This is a genomic window from Ensifer sp. D2-11 (assembly GCF_054161295.1).
Genome location: NZ_CP096433.1, coordinates 3,038,142 through 3,056,356, shown reverse-complemented (window position 1 = coordinate 3,056,356; position 18,215 = coordinate 3,038,142). Strand labels below are relative to the sequence as shown.

The following is an 18,215-nucleotide window of genomic DNA, read 5'->3' as shown; positions in this document are numbered from 1 at the left end:
GATCGCGGAAATATACTCCCCGCCGCCGGCAATGCCAACGGGGTGCCCGGCGAAAGCGTCAGGCGACGAGGTCCGCGGCGAAATAGCAGAGCGCCGAGATCAACGCTGCCGCCGGCATGGTGATCACCCAGGCAACGACGATGTTGCCGGCAAGCCCCCACCGCACCGCCGATACGCGCCGCGCCGCGCCGACGCCGATGATCGCGCCGGTGATCGTGTGGGTGGTCGAAACCGGAATGCCGAGCCAGGTCGCGGCGAACAGCGTGATGGCGCCGCCCGTCTCGGCGCAGAATCCCTGCATCGGGTTGAGCTTGGTGATCTTCGAGCCCATCGTGTGGACGATTCTCCAGCCGCCGAAGAGCGTGCCGAGCGCGATCGCCGCCTGGCAGGTGATGACCACCCAGAAGGGCACGTAGAATTCCGAGCCGAGATAGCCCTGCGAGAAGAGAAGCACGGCAATGATGCCCATGGTCTTCTGCGCATCGTTGCCGCCATGGCCGAGCGAATAGAGGGAAGCCGAAACGAATTGCAGCACCCGGAAGGTGCTGTCGACGGCAAAGGGTGTCTGGCGAACGAACAGCCAGGAGACGATCAGCACCAACAGCAGCGCCAGAACGAAGCCGATGCCCGGCGACATGACGATGGCGCCAGCCGTCTTCAGCAGGCCTTGCCAGACGATGGAACTGAAACCGGTCTTGGCCAGGCCGGCGCCGACGAGACCGCCGATGAGCGCGTGCGAGGAACTCGACGGGATGCCGAAGACCCAGGTAACGATGTTCCAGGTGATGGCGCCCATCAGCGCCGCGAAGATCACCTGCGGCGTGACGATACCCGGATCGATGATGCCGGTTCCGAGCGTTTCGGCGACGTGCAGCCCGAAGAAGAGGAAGGCGATGAAGTTGAAGAACGCCGCCCAGAAGACCGCATATTGCGGCCGGAGCACGCGCGTCGATACGATGGTCGCGATGGAATTGGCCGCGTCGTGCAACCCGTTGAGGAAGTCGAAGAAAAGCGCGACGGCGATGAGCCCCACGAGCAGCGGGAAGGCGAGCGTCGCATCCATCAGACGTTCTCGATCACGATGCCGCTGATTTCGTTTGCCACATCCTCGAAGCGGTCGACGACCTTTTCCAGTTCGCCGTAGATCTCGCTGCCGATGATATAGGCCATGGGGTTGGAAGCGCCATGGCGCTGGAAGAGATCCTTCAGGCCCTGCTCGTGCAGCTGGTCGGATCTATCCTCGACATGCGTCACCTCCTCGGCGATGGCGCTGAGGCGATGAGCATTGGCACCGATCCGGCTGAGGAGCGGAATGGCCTCGGCGACGAGATGGGCGGCCTCGACGACCGCCGCACCCATGGCCTGCATGCCGGGATCGAAGCTCTTCTGCTCGTAGAGACGGATGGTCTTCACCGTCTTGTGCATCATGTCGATCGCATCGTCCATCGACTGGATGAGATCCTTGATGTCGCCGCGGTCGAAGGGGGTGATGAAGCTGCGGCGGACGGCCAGCAGAACCTCGCGGGTGATTTCGTCGGCCTCGTTCTCGAGCGCGACGATGCGGTCGCAATGGCTTTCGATGTCCGGGCCGCCGGCAAGCAACGCGTTCAGTGCCTCCGCCGCACCCATGACGGTGCGCGAATGATCGGCGAAGAGGTCGAAGAAACGGTCTTCCCGGGGGAGGAGCTTGCGAAACAGGCCGAGCATCAGCGATCCATCCAACTGTCGATTGTCACGCAGTTGTCATATTGTACTTGCGCGCTCGGGGAAAGTTCCGATGCGGCTGAAAAAAACGGCTTTCCCACAGGCGATTGGGGCGGAAATGCGCAGCCCGGATACGGAATCGCCGCAGGCGGGGGAGAGGCGGACAGAACACCCTTTCCGCCTTGCCTTGGCCGGGCTTTCATCCTACCTGACAGCAACGTCGATATCGGACTTGCAATGCCCCACAAGGTCTTTCTCACACGCCTGAAGCTGAGCGACTTCCGCAACTATGCGACGCTGGCGCTCGACCTCGACCAGCGCCATGTGGTGCTGACCGGCGAGAACGGTGCGGGCAAGACCAATCTGATGGAGGCGGTCTCCTTTCTTTCGCCCGGGCGCGGTTTGAGGCGCGCTGCCTATGCGGATGTCGCCCGCGTCGGCGCCCCCGATGGTTTCTCGGTCTTCGCCGCCGTCGACGGCATGGAAGGGGCGGTGGAGATCGGCACGGGAACTCAAGGGACCGAGGAGGGGCAGTCGCGCCGCCTCAGGATCAACGGCACTGCGGCCCGCACCGTCGACGAGCTCACCGACCACCTCAGGGTGCTCTGGCTCACTCCGGCGATGGATGGCCTCTTCACCGGCCCTTCCGCCGACCGCAGGCGCTTTCTCGACCGGCTGGTCCTGTCGCTCGATCCCGAGCACGGCCGCCGCGCCAGCGAGTTCGACCGCGCCATGCGCAGCCGCAACCGGCTTCTCTCGGAATTCCGGCCCGATCCCGCCTGGCTGTCGGCCATCGAGCGCGAAATGGCCGGGCTCGGCATCTCCATGGCGCTTGCCCGTCAGGAGATGCTCGGCCTGCTCTCGGCCCTCGTCGAGCGGAGCCGGAGCGATGGGACCTTTCCGTCCGCAAGCCTGTCGCTCGCCGGCTTTCTCGATGATTGTTCCGGCATTCCCGCCTTTGAACTCGAAGAGCGATATCTGGCAATGCTCGCCGAGGGCCGTGCCCGCGATGCGGCCGCGGGCCGCACGCTGGACGGGCCGCACCGAAGCGATCTCCTGATCCGCCACCGGGAAAAGGACATCGAGGCCGAGCGTTGCTCGACCGGCGAGCAGAAGGCGCTGCTCGTCGGCCTGGTGCTCGCGCATGCACGGCTCGTCGGGGATATGACCGGCCACGCCCCGGTGCTGCTGCTCGACGAAATCGCCGCCCATCTCGATCAGGGACGCCGCGCCGCCCTCTTCGATCTGGTCGATGGGCTCGGCGGCCAGTCCTTCATGACGGGCACCGACCGGGCGATGTTCAACGCCCTTGGCGAGCGCGCTCAATATCTGACCGTTGCAAACGGCCGCGTTTCGGGGTGACATGCAGCGCCCTGCGCGAAAATTACATGGAGACGCACATGACGACCGATGCGACGCTCGCTCCTTCGGAGATTGCGCGCTACGCACGCCATATCGTGCTGCCGGAGATCGGCGGCCCGGGGCAGCAGAAACTCAAGGCCGCGCGCGTGCTCGTCATCGGCGCGGGCGGGCTCGGCGCGCCGGCTCTGCAATATCTGGCGGCCGCCGGGGTCGGCACACTCGGGATCGTCGACGACGACGTGGTCTCGTTGTCGAACCTGCAGCGTCAGGTGATCCATGCCACCGCCGATATCGGGCGGCCGAAGGTCGAGAGCGCCGCAGCGGCGATCGACGCCCTCAACCCGCATGTGAAGGTCGTGGCGCACCCGGTCAGGCTCGGCCCCGCAAATGCCGATGCGCTCTTCCGGCAATACGATCTCGTCGTCGACGGGTCGGATAATTTCGATACGCGTTATCTCGCCGCCGATACGGCCGAGGCGGCAGGCGTGGCGCTCGTCACCGGTGCCGTTGGACGCTTCGACGGCTCCGTCACCGTGCTGAAGCCCTACGGGACCGATGCGGAGGGGCACCCGAACCCCTCCTACCGCGATCTCTTCCCGGAGCCGCCGCCGCCGGGCACCGTACCGACCTGCGCCGAAGCGGGCGTCTTAGGCGCGCTCACCGGCGTCATCGGCACGCTGCAGGCGATGGAAGCAATCAAGCTCGTCACCGGCATCGGCGAGCCGCTGATCGGCCGTCTGCTGCTCTACGATGCGCTCGCCGCCCAATTCAACACGATCCGCTATCGGCGCGGCACGCGCTGAGGACGGCATGGAGACCGTCCGCATCGACGAGGGCTTCGACCGTTACGAGGAGTTGCTGTCGCTGATCCGTGCGTCCTTCGCCTATATGGACGGCCGTATCGATCCGCCCTCGTCGGCCCATGCTCTGACGGCGGCGTCCCTCAACCGGAAAGCAAGAGACGAGATCGCCTTCGCGGCCGTCGCCGGGCGTGAGCTACTGGGCTGCATCTTCTGCAAGCCGGAAGCGGATTGTCTCTATATCGGCAAACTCGCCGTCGCTCCCGGCCTCCAGGGAAAGGGAGTAGGGCGGATGCTCATCGCCGCCGCCGAGGAAACGGCGCGCGATCTGGGCCTGCCTGCGCTGAGGCTCCAGACACGCATCGAGCTCACCGGAAACCAAGCCATTTTCGCGGCCTGGGGCTTCGTGGAAACGGCGCGAACCGCCCATCCCGGCTTCACCCGCCCGACCTCGGTCGAGATGCGCAAAGTGCTCAGTTAGGGCCGAGGCGGGACGAGGTATCGCCGCGAGCCGGCACCCGCCGGAAGCCCGCAAAGAGAGACTGGAGTGCTTCGCTCCCCTGGGCCACGAGGTCGAAGCGGCGGCCGAAGAGCAGCCATTCGGTACAGAGCCCCATCATCATCCAGCGCAGGGCCCGCGCCGCAGTCGGCGGCGCCCAGTGCTCCTGCAACTGACCCCTTTCCAGTGCGCGGGCGAAGGCAAGCTCGAGAAGGGCATCGTGGCGCTCCTCGATTTCGCGTTGGCGCACGAGAACGGCGGACATGTCATTGTCGTAGTCGCAGCGCAGCATGATCGCGAGAATGCGCTGCCGCTGCTCGTCCGCGGCCAGGGTCGTCAGCCAGTCGCTGGTAGCGCTCTCGACGATGGCGAGCGTGTCGAAGGCTTCCGTTTCGATCTCGCGTGCGATCATGTCTTCGTGGGGCAGCGGCACGGCCTCGTAAAGGGCGAGGAAAAGATCCGTCTTGTTGGCGAAATGCCAGTAGATGGCGCCGCGGGTGACGCCAGCCTCCTTCGCCACCTCCTCGAGCGTCGTGTTGGGAACGCCCTTCTTGTAGAACATCCGCTCGGCGGCACACAGGATCTTCTGTCTTGTAGCCTCGGCGTCGGCCTTGGTTCGGCGCATTTATTCAAATTCTCCTTGAGCGACGGCCCGCCCGCCGTAGGTGGGCGGGCCGTCTTCGATATTACTCGGCCGGGCTGGTGGTTTCGGATGCGGGCTTAGCCGCCTCCGGCGCCGCTCTTCCGCGTTCGAAGATCTTCATGACGAACACGAAGAAGACCGGGACGAAGAAGATCGCCAGCACCGTCGCCGAGATCATGCCGCCCATGACGCCCGTGCCGATGGCGCGCTGGCTGCCGGAACTTGCGCCCGTCGCGATCGCCAGCGGCAGAACGCCGAGGGTGAAGGCGAGCGAGGTCATCAGGATCGGCCGGAAGCGCAGATGCGCAGCCTCCAGCGTCGAGTCGATGAGCGATTTGCCCTGTTCGCGGAGTTCCTTGGCGAACTCAATGATCAGGATCGCGTTCTTCGCCGAAAGCCCGATGATCGCGATCAGGCCGACCTTGAAGTAGACGTCGTTCGGCATGTCGCGCATCGTCACGGCGAGCACGGCGCCGATGACGCCGAGCGGCACGACCATGATGACCGAGACCGGAATGGACCAGCTCTCATAGAGTGCGGCCAGGCAGAGGAAGACGAGCAGGCAGGAGAGTGCTATCAGGAGCGGCGCCTGCGAGCCCGACTGGATTTCCTGCAGCGACTGCCCGGTCCACTCATAGCCGAAGCCCGCGGGAAGCTCAGCCACCAGACGCTCCATCTCGGCGATCGCATCGCCGGAAGAGTAGCCGGGAGCGGCCTCGCCGCTGATGCGGACCGCCGGATAACCGTTGTAGCCCACTGTCTGCGTCGGCGCCTTGACCCATTCCACATTCGCGAATGCCGAGAGCGGAACCATGCCGCCGTTGGAGTTGCGGACGTTCAGGTTCAGGAGGTCAGCGGTCTGCATGCGCTTCGTCTCGTCCGCCTGCACCGTCACGCGCTGCATGCGGCCGGCATTCGGGAAGTCGTTGACATAGGACGAACCGAGATTGGTCGAGATGGTCGAGTTGATGTCGGCAAAGGTCACGCCGAAGGTGTTGGCCTTCTCGCGGTCGATATTGACGCTGACCTGCGCCGCGTCGGGCATGCCCTCGAAGCGGACCCCGGTCAGGACCTTGCTCTGGGAAGCGAGGCCGAGAAGCTGGTCGCGCGCTTCGGCGAGTGCCGCTTCGCCGAGACCCGCACGGTCCTGCAGGCGGAAGGAGAAACCGCCCGTCGTTCCGAGGCCCTGGATTGCCGGAGGCGACAGAGCGAAGCTGATCGCATCCTTGATCTGGCTCATCGCCATCGTCGCACGGCCTGCGATCGACTGGGCGGCGTTGTCGGCGTCGCGCTCGCTCCAGTCCTTGAGCGTCACGAATGCAAGACCCGCGTTCTGTCCGCTGCCGAAGAAGGAGAAGCCGTTGATCGCCACGATCGTGTCGACCGCCTTTTCCTGGCCGAAGATCTTCTCGGTCTGCTCGATCACCTCCGTGGTGCGGTTTGCCGTCGCTTCCGAGGGCAATTGCATCATGACGATGACATAGCCCTGGTCCTCGTCGGGCAGGAAGGACGAGGGCAGGTTGAGGAATGCCCAGCCCATTGCGGCGAGCAAAGCCAGATAGATGATCATGAAGCGGCCGGTGCGCCTGACGACGCCTCCGACAACGCGCGTGTAGCCGTGCGACGTCCGGTCGAAACCGCGGTTGAACCAACCGAAGAAGCCGCGTTTGGCGTGATGGTGACCCTTCGGAACCTGCTTGAGGAAGCTCGCGCAGAGTGCCGGCGTCAGCGAGAGCGCAAGCAGCGCCGAGAACAGGATCGAAACGACCATGGTCAGGCTGAACTGGCGGTAGATCACGCCGACGGCGCCCGGGAAGAAGGCCATCGGAATGAACACCGAAGCCAGCACCAGCGTGATGCCGATCACCGCACCGGTGATCTGTTTCATCGCCTTGCGGGTGGCATCCTTCGGCGTCAGGCCCTCTTCCGACATGATGCGTTCGACGTTCTCGACGACGATGATCGCATCGTCGACGAGGATGCCGATCGCCAGCACCATGCCGAACATCGTGAGCACGTTGATCGAGAAGCCCATCGCCAGCATGACCGCGCAGGTGCCGAGCAGGGCGACCGGCACGACGATGGTGGGAATGAGCGTATAGCGAACGTTCTGCAGGAACAGGAACATCACCAGGAAGACGAGGCCGACGGCCTCGACGAGGGTGTGCAGCACCTTCTCGATCGACACCGCGACGAAGGGCGAGGTGTCATAGGGGATCGAATATTCGAGTCCCTCCGGGAAGAACTCCGCGAGCTCGTCCATGCGCGCCTTGATCGCTGCCGAGGTCGACATCGCATTGCCGCTCGGAGAGAGCTGCACGGCAATGGCCGCCGAGGGGCTGCCGTTGAGGCGGGTGGAGAAGGTGTAGCTTTCGCCGCCGATCTCGAGGCGCGCGACGTCGCGCAGCCGCACGGCGGAGCCGTCGGCATTCGCCCTGAGCACGATGGCACCGAATTCCTCCGGGCTCGAAAGCTGACCCTTGATGACGACCGGAGCGGTGACTTGCTGCGTGATCGGATTCGGCTGGGCGCCGATCGAACCCGAGGCGATCTGGGCGTTCTGAGCCTGGATCGCCGCCGTGACGTCGGCCGCCGTCAGGTTGAGGCCGAGCATCTTGTCGGGATCGAGCCAGACGCGCATCGAGCGCTCGGTCGCAAAGAGCTGGGCGCGTCCGACGCCGGGCACGCGCTGGATTTCGCTGAGCACGTTGCGGCTGAGATAATCGCCAAGCCCGATCGCGTCCATCGAACCGTCGGTCGAGGTCAGCGAGATGATCAGCAGGAAGCCGGCGCCGGCCTCGTCCACCTGTACGCCTTGCTGCCTGACGGGATCGGGCAGGCGCGGTTCGACGCGCTGCACCCGGTTCTGGATGTCGACCGAGGCCTGGCTCGGATCGGTACCCGGCTGGAAGGTGGCGTCGATCGAGACCGAGCCGGAGGAGCTGGTCGACGATTCGAAGTAAAGCAGCCCCTCGACGCCGTTCAACTCATCCTCGATCAGCCGCGTGACGCTCTGATAGGTGTCCTGCGACGAGGCGCCGGGATAGTTGGTATTGATCGATATCTGCGGCGGTGCGACATCCGGATACTGCGAAACCGGCAGGAGCGGGATAGCGATGATGCCGGCGATCATGATGAAGATCGCCACCACCCAGGCAAAGATCGGCCTGTCTATGAAAAAACTGGGCATGATATGGGTCTCACTTCACTTCGGTGGCGGGCTTTTCGCCGGCATCTGCCGAAGCGCTGGCCTGTTCGGGCGCGGGCTTTGCATTCGGGTCCCAGTCGGATGGCTGCACGGGCGCGCCCGGGCCGACCTTCTGGAAACCCTCGACAATGACCTTTTCGCCGGGCTTGAGGCCGGAGGTCACCTGCCAGCGCTCGCCGACGGTGCGTCCGAGCGTGACGTTGCGGAATTCAACCTTGTTGTCGGCATTCACCACATAGACCTGCGACTGGCCGGCATTGTTGCGCTGCACGGCCTGCTGCGGCACGGTGATCGCGTCCTTTTCCAAACCCTGCTGGATCTGGACGCGGACATACATGCCCGGCAGCAGATCGTTGTTCGGGTTGGGGAATTCGCCGCGCAGCGTCACCTGGCCTGTCGTCGCGTCGACGGCGGCTTCGGAGAAGAGCAGCCTGCCCTTGAGCGCGTAGGGCGTTCCGTCGTCGAGGATCAACTGAACCTCGGCCTCGTTCTTGGCACTCATCCACTGGCCGTCCTTCAGCGCCTTGCGCAGGCGGATCAGGTCGGTCGCCGACTGGGTGAAGTCGGCATAGATCGGGTCGAGCTGCTGGATCGTCGCAAGGTTCTGCGGATCGTTGGTGTTGACGAGCGCGCCTTCGGTGATCAGCGCCCGGCCGATCCGGCCGCTGATCGGAGCCGTGACGTTCGTATATTGCAGATTGAGCTTGGCCTCGGCGAGGCCCGCCTCGGCGATGCCGACATCGGCCTCGGCCTGGGCGAGGGCCGCGATCGCATCGTCGTACTGCTGCACCGCGGTGACCTGCGCCTCCTTCAGCCGCGACTGGCGGTCGGCCGTCCGCTTGGCCTGATCGACCACCGCCTGAGCGCGCTTCAGCGTCGCCTCGGCGCTGTCGACCTTGACCTGAAACGGTGCCGGGTCGATGCGGTAGAGCACGTCGCCTTCCTTGACCATGGTGCCCTGCTCGAACACCCGCTCGACGACGATGCCGGAGATGCGCGGGCGGACTTCGGCGATGCGGGTGGCGGTGATGCGGCCCGGCAGTTCGTTGGTGATCGGCAGCGGTTCCGCCTTCGTCGTGAAGACGGCGACCGGCGACGGCGGAGGGGCGGCAGCCGCGGCCTGCTGTTCTTCATTCTTCTGGCAGCCCGCGAGAAAAATCACGGATGCCAGCGCGGCGGCCAATATCGGTCGGTTCATGCGCATCGCAATGTCCATATTGTCAAAGGACCGGCCGCAGTCGCGGCGTTTCGCAAGCGCTGCGCGGTCCCAAAGTGAGGTGAAGCGGAGCCGGTATCGGCGTGGAAAATACCGGAAAGCTAATATACAGACGCCAATGTATGTTAATTTCTGCCGCAGTGCAACAGAGTTTCGACGCGCCGTCAGGGGAGGCAAAAAAGTGAAGTGCAGCAGTACTTTCGGCCTTGGGGCTTGCTGGAGGTCACGCAGATTTGAATTGGATTATAGGACGCTCGGCGAGCGGCCGCTCATCCCGCTGCCGCGACCTTCTCCCCGCAGGCGGGGAGAAGGGGGCAGGTGGGACCCGCCCGCGGCACGATGCCTCGGGGTTCCGCGTCGTAAGTCCCCTCTCCCCGCGCGCGGGGAGAGGGTCAGGGTGAGGGGCAATTCCCCGCGCCGGCAGGTGGCTGGTCCTCGGGGTTAACCCGAGGAGGGCCAAATCATAGGCGCTCCGTCCGCTATTGTCCCGACTTGATCACCCGCCCGTCCGCATCGAAGCGGTGCATGCTGCCGATTACCGGCGTCGCGTGGACGATGTCGTCGGGAGCGTAGCGGTGTTCGCCGAAGAGGCGCACCGTCAGCAGGCCGACGGTCTCCGATTCGATGTAGATGATCGTGTCGGCGCCAAGATGCTCGACATGGATCACCTTGCCCTTCCAGTCGCCGCTTTCACGGGAGAGGCCGATATGCTCCGGACGGATCCCGATCGTCTTTGCCTCTCCGTCGCCGAGCTTTGCGGCTTCGATGAAATTCATCTGCGGCGAGCCGATGAAGCCGGCGACGAAAAGGTTGGCCGGGCGATTGTAGAGCTCCATCGGCGAGCCGACCTGTTCGATCCGGCCGGCATTCAGCACGACGATCTTGTCGGCAAGCGTCATCGCCTCGACCTGATCGTGGGTGACGTAGATCATCGTCGCCTTGAGGCTGCGGTGAAGACGGGCGATCTCGAGCCGTGTGTTGACGCGCAGCGCCGCGTCGAGGTTCGACAGCGGCTCGTCGAAGAGGAAGAGCTTCGGCTCGCGCACGATCGCGCGGCCGATCGCCACGCGCTGGCGCTGGCCGCCGGATAGCTCGGCCGGACGGCGGGCGAGATAGGGTTCGAGCGACAGCATGCCGGCCGCCTTGGCGACCTTTTCTTCGATCTCGGCCTTCGGCACACCCGCCTGCTTTAGCCCGAGGCCCATATTGTCCTTGACGGTCAGGTGCGGATAGAGCGCATAGGACTGGAACACCATGGCGATGCCGCGCTTGGCCGGCGCCACATGGCCGACCTCGACACCGTCGATCTGTACGCTGCCCGAGGTCGCGTCCTCGAGGCCGGCGATGGTGCGCAGAAGCGTCGACTTTCCGCAACCGGACGGACCGACGAAGATGACGAACTCGCCGTCCTTCACGTCCAGGTCGATGCCCTTCAGCACCTCATGACTGCCGAAGGCCTTGCGGATGGTTTTGAGTTGAAGTGATCCCACGTGTCGCCCTCTTGGGTTAAAGCTTGACCGGCTTGCCGGTGCGCACACTGTCGTCGGCGGCGAGGCAGATCTTCAGCGACTGCACCGCATCGTCCATGTGCCGGCCGAGATCGATGTCTTCTCGGATGGCCTTGAGCACGTAGGCCTGCTCGCGGTCGCAAAGCTCCTGGTGGCCGGGCTCGCCCTCCATCACCAGGTCCTCGTCGGATTTCAGGAACCGGCCGTCCGGTCCCGTAGCGGCGCTGTGCACGCGGATGACGGAGGTTTTCGTGTGCACGTCGATGTCGTCGGACTTGGCGTTCTGGTCCATGACGATCGACACGGAGCCGTTCGGAGACATCACGTCCTTCACGAAGAAGGCCGTCTCGGAGATCATCGGCCCCCAGCCCGCCTCGTACCAGCCTACCGAGCCGTCCTCGAAGATCACCTGCAGATGCCCGTAATTGTACATATCCGCGGCGATCTCGTTCGAGAGCCTCAAGCCCATGCCGCGCACCTCGACGGGGTTGGCATCGGTGATCTGGCACATGACGGCGACATAGTGGACGCCGCAATCGACGATCGGCGGTGTCGTCTGCATCAGCGACTTGTGCGTCGCCCAGGTCGGGCCGCTCGATTGCTGGTTCAGGTTCATGCGGAAGACGTAAGGCCCTCCGAGCTTGCGGGCTTCCGCGATCAGCCGCATCCAGGACGGGTGGTGGCGCAGGATATAGCCGACGACCAGCTTGCGGCCATTGGCCCGCGCACAGGCGACGACGCGCTCGGCATCGGCGACCGTCGTTGCCAGCGGCTTCTCCACGAAGACATGGGCTCCCGCCTCCATCGCCATCACGGCGTAGTCCGCATGCGTGTCCGAATAGGTGTTGATCGAGCAGAGCTCCGGCTCCAGTTCGGCGAGCGCCTCCGGAAAGGACGGCAGAATCTCGTATCCTGCAAGAGCCTCGGGCAGCGCCACCTTCGAGCGGTTGACCAGCCCGGCGATTTCGAAACCGGGGTTCTGATGATAGGCGAGCGCGTGGCTGCGGCCCATATTGCCGAGCCCGGCGCTGAGCACGCGGATCGGGGGTGCGGATGAATTCACTTGACTGCTCCTGCCGTGATGCCGCGGATCAGCTGCCGCGAGAAGATGACGTAGAGGACGAGGACCGGGAAGATCGCCAGCGACAGCGCCGAGAGGACCGCGTTCCAGTTGGTGACGAACTGGCCGATGAAGATCTGCGAGCCGAGGGTGACGGTCTTGGTCGCCTCGGCGGGGGCGAGGATCAGCGGGAACCAGAGATCGTTCCAGATGGGGATCATGGTGAAGACGGCGACCGTCGCCATGGCCGGGCGGATGAGCGGCAGCACCAGCCGCAGGAAGATCGCATATTCCGACAGGCCGTCGATGCGTCCGGCATTCTTCAGGTCGTCGGATACGGTGCGCATGAACTCGGACAGGATGAATACCGCGAGCGGCAGGCCTTGCGCCGTATAGACGAGGATCAGCGCGGTCAGCGTATTGACGAGACCGGTCGCCACCATGCCCTGCAGGATCGCCACCGTTCCGAGCCGGATCGGGATCATGATGCCAAGCGCCAGATAGAGCCCCATCAGCGTATTGCCGCGGAAGCGGTATTCGGACAGCGCGAAGGCAGCCATGGCGCCGAACAGCAGGACGAGCGCGATCGAGACGACGGTGACGATGATGCTGTTCTGGAAATAGCCGATGAAGTCGCCCTGCTTCAGCACCGTTTCGTAGCCGATCAGGCTGAAGGTCTCGGGTGTCGGGACCGCCAGAGGTTCCCGGAAGATCGCGTTGCGGCTCTTGAACGAATTGACGATCGTCAGGAACACCGGAAAGAGTGCGATAAGCGTGTAGGCGATCAGAGCCGCGTGAACGGCGCCCGTGCGCATGAAGGAGGCGCGTGCTTTCGACATCTTCTATCCTCCTTAGAACTGATAGCGGCGCATGCGGCGCTGTATGCCGAAGAGATAGAGCGCGACGCCGGCGAGAATGATCAGGAACATGATCGCGGCGATCGTCGCGCCCATCGAACGGTCGCCGAGCTGAAGCTGGAAACCGAAGAAGGTGCGATAGAGCAGGGTGCCCAGGATGTCGGTCGACTTGTCCGGGCCGGCCAGCGCCCCCTGCACCGTATAGATCAGGTCGAAGGCGTTGAAATTGCCGACGAAGGTGAGGATCGACACGATGCCGATGGCAGGCAGGATCAGCGGAAGCTTGATCTTCCAGAACTGGCTCCAGCCGGTGACGCCGTCGAGCTCCGCCGCCTCGGTCACCTCGTCGGGAATATTGAGGAGCGCCGCATAGATCAGCATCATCGGGATGCCGATATATTGCCAGACGGAAATCAGCGAGACTGCGATGAGCGCGGTGTCGGGCTTGCCGAGCCAGGGCCCGAACAGCGATCGCAGGCCGACCGTGTCGAGAAGATAGGGTGCGACGCCCCAGATCGGCGACAGGATCAGCTTCCAGATGAAACCGACGATGACGAAGGAGAGCAGCGTCGGCAGAAAGATCGCCGTGCGGTAGAAGGCGCCGAAGCGCAGCTTCGGTACGGACAGCATGGCGGCGAGCGCGATGCCGATCGGGTTCTGCACGGCCATATGGATCAGGAAGAAGACGAAATTGTTCTTGAGCGCGTTCCAGAAATCCGCCGCCCAGCGCGGGTCGCCGAACAGAACCTTGAAATTGCCCAGGCCCACGAAGGTCAACTGACCGTCGACCGTGTTGTAGAAGGACTGGCGCAGCGTCTCGAAAAGCGGAAGGATCATCACCGCCGTGTAGACGACGAGCGCCGGCAGCAGGAAGACGAGGATGTGCCAGCGCCGCGGGCGCTTGATCTCGGTGACGTCGGTCGTGATTTCACGTGGGTTCATCGGCCTCTGGCCCGTTCTCAAACCGGCTGGCCTTCAGGGCGCAGCCTCGATTTCGCTCGAAATGCGGCGCGGCTTCCTGCCGTGCACCGTGCTTCCGTCAGGCGTCCCGCGGGAGCGGAGAGCCGGCAAGCCGCTTCGATCCGCCCGTTACAGGCGCGCGGCGCCGTAGCGCCGGTGCCCGAGCAATCCATGACGCCGTCCCGCATGCGACACGTTTGCACATGTCGGGGAGGGTGCGCGGACAGCGTCCACGCACCCCGGTTCGTCTTATTTTACCGGCTTGAACCAGCTGTCGAGTCCGTCCTGGAGCTTCTTGGCGGCCGCCTCCGGCGTGTCCGTGCCGTTGATGACGTTGGCCGACATGACCCAGGTCTCGTTTTCGAGGTTAGGGGTTCCGCGCGACAGGATCTGATAGGTCGAGCGGATGGTCGGCTTGCATTTCTCCCGCCAGGAGACGAATTCCTGGGCGAGCGGATCGGACATCTTCACCGCCGTCGAGTTCAGGCTGAAGAAGCCGGGCAGGGCGTTCGCATAGATTTCCGCGAACTCCGGCGAGGCCACCCAGGTGAGGAAGGTCTTGGCGGCATCCGCATTCTTGCTCTTGGCGTTCAGTCCGATACCGATGTCGTTGTGGTCGGAGATGTAGCAGGTATCGCCCGCCTTCTTCACCGGCGGCGGAAAGGCGCCCATCTTGAATTCGGCCTGCGTGTTGAAGCCGGAGATTTCCCAGGAGCCGGCCGGATAGATCGCCGCCCGGCCGAGCGTGAAGAGGTTCTGGCTGTCCGGATAGGTCTGTGCCTCGAAGCCGTCGCCGAGATAATCCTTCCACTTCGCCAGTACGCGGAAAGGCTCGACCCACGGCTCGTCGGTCAGTTTCTGCTCGCCTTTCAGAAGAGCCAGACGGCCTTCCTCGCCCTTCCAGTAGTTCGGACCGATGTTCTGGTAGCCCATCGTCGCGGCTTCCCAGAGATCCTTGGTGCCCATCGCCATCGGGATGTAGTTGCCGTCCGCCTTGATCTTTTCGAGGACCGCGAAGAACTCCTCCTCGGTCGTCGGAACGGAAAGGCCGAGCTGGTCGAAGGCATCCTTGTTGTAGATGAAGCCGTGAATGACGGAAGCCATCGGCACGCAGAAGGTCGCCTTGCCGTCGTCGGTCGTCCAGGCGGATTTGGCGACGTCGGAGAAATTCTCCATGCCGGAAAGACCGGTCAGGTCGGCAAGATGCTTCTTGTTATAGAGTTCGAGCGAGGCGTCGAAGGGGCGGCAGGTGATGAGGTCACCCGCGGAGCCGGCGTCGAGCTTGGCGTTGAGGGCGGCGTTATACTCGGTGGGGGCCGAGGGAGCGAATACCAACTTGATGCCCGGGTTCTTCGCCTCGAAGGCCGGGATCAGCTTTTCCTGCCAGATCGCCAGGTCGTCATTGCGCCAGCTTTCGATCGTCAGCGTTGCGTCCTGGGCTTGCGCAAGCCCGGCCGAGCCGAGAATGCTCGATGCGAGCAGCAAGCCTTTCATTGTAGTGCGGGTCATGCAGTTTCTCCCCTTTAGGCGCGTGTCGCGCGGTTTTGAATTCCCAGTTTATCCCTCACGTCCCGACGATGGCGATCGCCCGGCGCAAATTTTGATCGGCGCGCTCGAGCGCGTCTTCGGCATGGGTGATGTCCCTCGCTCCGGATGCGAGCAGGATCGCCAGCTTGACCGACCCGCCGGCAAGGCCGAGCAGCCTGTCCGCGTCGGCGGCGCCGATACCGGCAATGTCCGAGACGATCCGGATCGCCCGGCCGCGCAGTTTGATGTTGTCGGCACGCAGATTGACCATGTGACCATCGAGCACGTGGCCGAGATGGATGCCGACCATGGTCGAGAACATGTTGAAGGCGATCTTCTGAGCCGTCCCGGCACCCATGCGCGTCGACCCGGACACGACTTCCGGAGGCGTCTCCAGGAGGATGGAGACGTCGGCGTTCAGAAGGAGCGGTGCGCCGGCATTGTTGGCCATGCCGATGACGCGGGCGCCGCGTTTCCCCGCCTCGTCGGCAGCGGCGATGGCATAGGGCGTGGAGCCGCTGGCGGAAACCGAGATCAGGCAGTCGCCCGCCCCGATGCCGGCACTTCGCACATCGGCGCGCGCAAGTTCCATGTCGTCCTCATAGCCGCCGGCAAGATCGGTGAGGCTTGCGGCGCCGCCGGCAATGAAAATGACGACCTGCTCCCGAGCTATGCCGTAGGTGCCAGGCAGTTCGAGTGCGTCCGCCATCGCCATCAACCCGGAGCTTCCGGCGCCGGCATAGGCAAGCCGGCCGCCGGAGGCGAGGCTGTCCGCAGCAAGGCGGGCTGCCGCTGAAATCGGCTCGATCGCCTGTTCCACCGACTTTGCCGCCTCCTGCTGGCCGGCTGCGAGCAAGCGAAGGGCGAGCTCCGGACGCATGACGTCCAGGCCCTTGGCATTGTCGCGGCGCTCTTCGGTCTTGGCTGGCGGCATGGCGTCGTTCTCCTCTTCTGGAATTAATGCCAAAAAAATACCACTTGTCTAGGAGAAATTTAACTTTTACCGCAAGAAACCGCTGCGTACAGAAATAAGTTCAGCCTTTTCAAGGAAATAGACTGGGGAATGATCTGTACTCGAAATCTCGCTTGGTTAATGGTATTTTTTTGGTATCTTATGACGACGGAGGTGCCCATGACGTTTTACCTGATCGGAATTGATGGCGGCGGAACGAGCTGCCGTGCGGCTGTAGCAGCCCTCGACGGCCGTATTCTCGGCCGCGGCAAAGCGGGCGCCGCGAATATCCTTACCGATCCGGAAACAGCATTGCAGAACATAACGGATGCGGCGCGCGACGCCTTCGGGGATGCGGGGCTCGACCCGGCCGGAATGGGGGCATCGCGCGCGATCGTCGGCGTCGCCGGCCACAATGTGGGCGATGCCGTTCATTACGTGAAGAGGCGGCTTCCCTTTGCTCAGGCCGATATCGAATCCGATGGGCTGATCGCGCTGCAGGGCGCTCTCGGCGACGGGGACGGGGCCGTCGCGATACTCGGGACGGGCACGATCTATATCGCGCGCCGGGGCGATGAGGTCAGCTATGTCGGCGGCTGGGGGTTCACGATCGGAGATCACGGCAGCGGCGCACGCATCGGTCACGCGCTGCTGCAGGAGAGCTTGCTTGCCTATGACGGCATACATCAAGGCTCGGGCGTGACGGATGCCGTTCTTGCCGAGTTCAACGACGACCCGCGCGACATCGTCGATTTCGCACGGCTCGCCAAGCCCGGCGAGTTCGGCCGCTATGCGCCGCGCGTCTTCGAATTTGCCGAGCGCGGCGACCCTGTGGCGATCAGCCTGTTGAAGGCTGCCGCCGCGACGGTGGACGAGGCGCTCGACGTGGTGGTTTCGAGGGGGAGCGAGAAGCTGTGCCTGCTCGGAGGATTGGCGCCGCTTTATCGCCGCTGGCTCGCCGACCGGCATCAGCCGCGCTTCGTCGAGGCGCGGGCCGACGCTTTGACCGGCGCCGTCGCGCTCGCGGCGGCCCGTTTCGGCTCCCATTCCGGGGTATCGGCATGAACCAGCAGCTCGCCGCCATTCTGCCGCTCGAAACCCTGCAGTCCGGGGGCGCCGGTCCCCTCTATCTGAAGCTCAGGCAATCGCTCGAGGAGGCGATCCTGTCGGGCAAGCTCAATCACGGAGATGCGCTGCCGCCGGAGCGGGATCTCGCGGATTACGCCAATGTCAGCCGCGTCACCGTCCGCAAAGCCGTCGACGATCTCGTGCGTGACGGGCTCCTCGTGCGCCGCCACGGTTCCGGCACCTTCGTCGTCCGGCCGGTTTCGCGCGTCGAGCAGTCGCTCTCGCGCCTGACCTCCTTCACCGAGGACATGGCCCGGCGCGGACTCAACACGCGTGCGGAATGGCTGGAGCGCGGTCTCTTCCATCCCTCGCCCGACGAGATGATGACCCTCGGGCTTGCGGCCGACGCGCTTGTGGCGCGACTCGGGCGGCTCCGCATTGCCGACGACATGCCGCTTGCGATCGAGCGCGCCTGCGTTTCGGCGGAATTCGTCCCCGACCCGCTCGCCGTCACCTCCTCGCTCTATTCAGAGCTCGAGAAGAAACAGGCTCGGCCGGTGCGCGCGGTGCAGCGGATCTCCGCCTGCAATATCAAGGAACCGGACGCGGCCATGCTCGGCGTCGCCGTCGGCGCCGCCGGTCTTTCGATCGAGCGCGTCTCCTATCTTGCCTCCGGGCGCGTGGTCGAATTCACCCGGTCGCTCTACCGCGGCGATGCCTATGATTTCGTTGCGGAGCTGACGATCCCGGAAAACTGAGCCGGCGTGGCCGGTCGAGGGAAGGGCGGGATGAGGAATAGTGTAAAGCGGTTCTCCGCCCGCATCTCGCCTATTTGATGAAAGGATATGACG

Annotated in this window: 16 protein-coding genes; 5 read left to right on the top strand and 11 right to left on the bottom strand. The window is 64.2% G+C overall.

The window, feature by feature from the left end:
• Positions 1-58: 58 nt before the first annotated feature.
• Together M1D34_RS14705 and M1D34_RS14700 are read right to left on the bottom strand one after the other, a co-directional pair.
• Positions 59-1,063, bottom strand: coding sequence for an inorganic phosphate transporter (locus tag M1D34_RS14705; protein ID WP_003531901.1), 1,005 nt, complete (start codon positions 1,061-1,063; stop codon positions 59-61).
• The gene (locus tag M1D34_RS14700) at positions 1,063-1,707 is read right to left on the bottom strand and encodes a DUF47 domain-containing protein (protein ID WP_010968411.1); all 645 of its coding nucleotides are present in this window, start codon (positions 1,705-1,707) and stop codon (positions 1,063-1,065) included. The genes M1D34_RS14705 and M1D34_RS14700 overlap by 1 nt, the downstream gene beginning before the upstream one ends.
• Before the next feature lie 234 nt (positions 1,708-1,941).
• On the opposite strand from M1D34_RS14700, the gene recF reads away from it, so the two are divergent.
• From recF to M1D34_RS14685, 3 genes are read left to right on the top strand one after another with little or no spacing between them, the layout of a single operon-like run.
• Positions 1,942-3,066: a DNA replication/repair protein RecF gene (gene recF / locus M1D34_RS14695; RefSeq protein ID WP_498779641.1), complete on the top strand. Its 1,125-nt coding sequence runs from the start codon at positions 1,942-1,944 to the stop codon at positions 3,064-3,066.
• A 26-nt stretch (positions 3,067-3,092) separates the two neighbouring features.
• The gene (locus M1D34_RS14690) at positions 3,093-3,869 is read left to right on the top strand and encodes a molybdopterin-synthase adenylyltransferase MoeB (RefSeq protein ID WP_003531896.1); all 777 of its coding nucleotides are present in this window, start codon (positions 3,093-3,095) and stop codon (positions 3,867-3,869) included.
• A gap of 7 nt (positions 3,870-3,876) precedes the next feature.
• Positions 3,877-4,347, top strand: a complete 471-nt coding sequence (locus M1D34_RS14685; RefSeq protein ID WP_498779638.1) for a GNAT family N-acetyltransferase — start codon at positions 3,877-3,879, stop codon at positions 4,345-4,347.
• Here the strand turns inward: M1D34_RS14685 and M1D34_RS14680 are convergent.
• The 9 genes from M1D34_RS14680 to M1D34_RS14640 all read right to left on the bottom strand — a co-directional run bounded on the left by M1D34_RS14680 (position 4,340) and on the right by M1D34_RS14640 (position 16,278).
• Positions 4,340-4,990 carry a TetR family transcriptional regulator gene (locus M1D34_RS14680; RefSeq protein WP_003531892.1) on the bottom strand — a complete coding sequence of 217 codons (651 nt, stop codon included), beginning with the start codon at positions 4,988-4,990 and terminating at the stop codon, positions 4,340-4,342. The two genes, M1D34_RS14685 and M1D34_RS14680, sit on opposite strands and share 8 nt — an antisense overlap.
• Positions 4,991-5,051: 61 nt before the next feature.
• On the bottom strand, positions 5,052-8,198 hold the full coding sequence (locus M1D34_RS14675) for a multidrug efflux RND transporter permease subunit (RefSeq protein WP_127597090.1): 3,147 nt from the start codon (positions 8,196-8,198) through the stop codon (positions 5,052-5,054).
• 10 nt (positions 8,199-8,208) lie between these two features.
• On the bottom strand, positions 8,209-9,420 hold the full coding sequence (locus M1D34_RS14670) for an efflux RND transporter periplasmic adaptor subunit (protein ID WP_481133378.1): 1,212 nt from the start codon (positions 9,418-9,420) through the stop codon (positions 8,209-8,211).
• Between the two features lie 491 nt (positions 9,421-9,911).
• Entirely contained in the window at positions 9,912-10,922 is a 1,011-nt protein-coding gene (locus M1D34_RS14665; protein ID WP_107607882.1) for an ABC transporter ATP-binding protein, read from the bottom strand.
• A gap of 16 nt (positions 10,923-10,938) precedes the next feature.
• Positions 10,939-12,003 carry a Gfo/Idh/MocA family protein gene (locus tag M1D34_RS14660; RefSeq protein ID WP_498779635.1) on the bottom strand — a complete coding sequence of 355 codons (1,065 nt, stop codon included), beginning with the start codon at positions 12,001-12,003 and terminating at the stop codon, positions 10,939-10,941.
• A complete protein-coding gene (locus M1D34_RS14655) occupies positions 12,000-12,839 on the bottom strand; it encodes a carbohydrate ABC transporter permease (RefSeq protein WP_003533465.1) in 840 nt (279 codons plus the stop codon). The genes M1D34_RS14660 and M1D34_RS14655 overlap by 4 nt, the downstream gene beginning before the upstream one ends.
• Before the next feature lie 12 nt (positions 12,840-12,851).
• On the bottom strand, positions 12,852-13,799 hold the full coding sequence (locus M1D34_RS14650; protein ID WP_027990416.1) for a carbohydrate ABC transporter permease: 948 nt from the start codon (positions 13,797-13,799) through the stop codon (positions 12,852-12,854).
• Between the two features lie 267 nt (positions 13,800-14,066).
• Complete coding sequence (locus M1D34_RS14645) at positions 14,067-15,326, bottom strand: ABC transporter substrate-binding protein (protein WP_498779632.1); 1,260 nt, start codon at positions 15,324-15,326, stop codon at positions 14,067-14,069.
• Between the two features lie 55 nt (positions 15,327-15,381).
• Positions 15,382-16,278 (bottom strand): N-acetylmuramic acid 6-phosphate etherase, encoded by an 897-nt coding sequence (locus M1D34_RS14640; protein ID WP_107607884.1) that lies wholly within the window; start codon positions 16,276-16,278, stop codon positions 15,382-15,384.
• A 198-nt stretch (positions 16,279-16,476) separates the two neighbouring features.
• Here M1D34_RS14640 and M1D34_RS14635 point away from each other — a divergent pair, with 198 nt between their 5' ends.
• Together M1D34_RS14635 and M1D34_RS14630 are read left to right on the top strand one after the other, a co-directional pair.
• Positions 16,477-17,361: a glucosamine kinase nucleotide-binding domain-containing protein gene (locus M1D34_RS14635; RefSeq protein ID WP_027990413.1), complete on the top strand. Its 885-nt coding sequence runs from the start codon at positions 16,477-16,479 to the stop codon at positions 17,359-17,361.
• Positions 17,358-18,122 (top strand): GntR family transcriptional regulator, encoded by a 765-nt coding sequence (locus M1D34_RS14630; RefSeq protein WP_003533454.1) that lies wholly within the window; start codon positions 17,358-17,360, stop codon positions 18,120-18,122. Before M1D34_RS14635 ends, M1D34_RS14630 begins: the two co-directional genes overlap by 4 nt.
• Positions 18,123-18,215 lie beyond the last annotated feature (93 nt).

Excerpts from the sequence above, each read along its gene's own strand:
- M1D34_RS14685 (WP_498779638.1), top strand. The coding sequence starts at position 3,877 with ATGGAGACCGTCCGCATCGACGAGGGCTTCGACCGTTACGAGGAGTTG.
- M1D34_RS14670 (WP_481133378.1), bottom strand. The coding sequence starts at position 9,420 with ATGCGCATGAACCGACCGATATTGGCCGCCGCGCTGGCATCCGTGATT.
- M1D34_RS14635 (WP_027990413.1), top strand. The coding sequence starts at position 16,477 with ATGACGTTTTACCTGATCGGAATTGATGGCGGCGGAACGAGCTGCCGT.
- M1D34_RS14700 (WP_010968411.1), bottom strand. The coding sequence starts at position 1,707 with ATGCTCGGCCTGTTTCGCAAGCTCCTCCCCCGGGAAGACCGTTTCTTC.
- M1D34_RS14705 (WP_003531901.1), bottom strand. The coding sequence starts at position 1,063 with ATGGATGCGACGCTCGCCTTCCCGCTGCTCGTGGGGCTCATCGCCGTC.
- M1D34_RS14675 (WP_127597090.1), bottom strand. The coding sequence starts at position 8,198 with ATGCCCAGTTTTTTCATAGACAGGCCGATCTTTGCCTGGGTGGTGGCG.
- M1D34_RS14645 (WP_498779632.1), bottom strand. The coding sequence starts at position 15,326 with ATGACCCGCACTACAATGAAAGGCTTGCTGCTCGCATCGAGCATTCTC.
- M1D34_RS14630 (WP_003533454.1), top strand. The coding sequence starts at position 17,358 with ATGAACCAGCAGCTCGCCGCCATTCTGCCGCTCGAAACCCTGCAGTCC.
- M1D34_RS14650 (WP_027990416.1), bottom strand. The coding sequence starts at position 13,799 with ATGAACCCACGTGAAATCACGACCGACGTCACCGAGATCAAGCGCCCG.
- M1D34_RS14640 (WP_107607884.1), bottom strand. The coding sequence starts at position 16,278 with ATGCCGCCAGCCAAGACCGAAGAGCGCCGCGACAATGCCAAGGGCCTG.
- M1D34_RS14690 (WP_003531896.1), top strand. The coding sequence starts at position 3,093 with ATGGAGACGCACATGACGACCGATGCGACGCTCGCTCCTTCGGAGATT.
- M1D34_RS14655 (WP_003533465.1), bottom strand. The coding sequence starts at position 12,839 with ATGTCGAAAGCACGCGCCTCCTTCATGCGCACGGGCGCCGTTCACGCG.
- M1D34_RS14680 (WP_003531892.1), bottom strand. The coding sequence starts at position 4,990 with ATGCGCCGAACCAAGGCCGACGCCGAGGCTACAAGACAGAAGATCCTG.
- recF (WP_498779641.1), top strand. The coding sequence starts at position 1,942 with ATGCCCCACAAGGTCTTTCTCACACGCCTGAAGCTGAGCGACTTCCGC.